General features: G+C 42.2%; 1 protein-coding gene. It reads right to left on the bottom strand.

Features of this window, described 5'->3' with window-relative positions; genetic code table 11:
• Positions 1-13 precede the first annotated feature (13 nt).
• On the bottom strand, positions 14-1,177 hold the full coding sequence (locus G5B00_RS17855; RefSeq protein ID WP_163878829.1) for an IS4 family transposase: 1,164 nt from the start codon (positions 1,175-1,177) through the stop codon (positions 14-16).
• Between the last annotated feature and the right edge of the window lie 120 nt (positions 1,178-1,297).

The raw sequence follows: 1,297 nt of genomic DNA, 5'->3' as shown, positions 1-1,297 counted from the left end.
CATTGCTGTCCACTTAAAACAAACTGAGTGACAGCTGTTTAACAATACGTTCTTTGATATTTCTGTAATCTGATTTTGTAAGAAGCTCATTTATAGGTGTTTTGTCCAGAAGGGATATACCCAATACCTGTAATATTTCGTAAGGTTGACGACCCGTTTTGAGGTCTTGGGCAACAATCGCTACAAGACAATAAGTTGTTATGGCAGCGAATATCTGTATACGCACAGCATTTTCCGTTGTACCCCAAAACGATTTTATTTTCAGGTGCTGCTTTATCCATTTAAAGAACAGTTCTATTGCCCATCGGTGTTTATAGAGCAGGGCAATCTCGGAAGCCGTTACATCCATGTTGTTGGTCAGGAAGACAAATGTCCTTTTGGATTCACTGTCGTAGAACTTTACTCTACGTATCTTTTGGGGATAGTCCCCAGAGGTATAATAGCCGGTGAGTTTTCCGATCTGGTCACACAGGACGCCGTTTTCTTTGTCTGCTTTTTTGGAATACATCCGTCCGAACTTGAGGTTTGATTTAGCCCGTATGACAAAGTATGCTCCTGCATTGTTCAGGCGATACAGTCTGCCATAATCAAGATAACCTCGATCAAAAACGTAGAAAGATCCTTGTTCATAGCTTAGGTGGTCCATGGCGTTCACATCGTGAACGGTAGCAGCGGTAATGTGCATGAACACAGGAATATGGCTGTTTGCATCGTATAGGGTATGCATCTTTATGCCACCTTTGTTCTTTCTGAACGTTGCCCACCAGAATACACTTAGGCAGAGATCGATGGTTGTCGAATCAAACAGGTAGACCTGTGAGTCGATACCCAAGTCTACGTTCCTACATTTGGATCTCGCTATGGCAATCATGTGATGGGCGAATTCCTCAAAGATCAAACTGGCACGTTTAGCGTTGGCTTTGGCCAAGTTGCTTCGGGTAACTTGTTTGCCCAGCCCCAAATGATAGGACTTGCTGCTATGTGCATCAAGTGCGAGCATTAAATCCCGTAGGCTATCACGATTGGAAAGCTGACCGAACATCATGCAAAGCAGTTGGTTCCAACATGTGAAAAACTTAACATACTTGTTGCCCCCGTGTTTTTGAACGATGGTGTCAAATACTCGTCGTGGAAGAAATTCTGTCAACTGTGCGAAAACGTACTTGCCTTGATTCATGTTAAACGCTTTTGCGGTTAACCTAAGCAATTTCAAATCGTCACGTATCAAAAAACACCACAACAATCAGATTATCAAGAAATCAAAGAACAATTTAAAAACTTTTAGTAGACACTAGTG

It is taken from the genome of Parapedobacter sp. SGR-10 (assembly GCF_011030405.1).
GTDB lineage: Bacteria > Bacteroidota > Bacteroidia > Sphingobacteriales > Sphingobacteriaceae > Sphingobacterium.
Note: the sequence above shows the minus strand (reverse complement) of the source record. Positions and strands in the feature narration are given on the sequence as shown.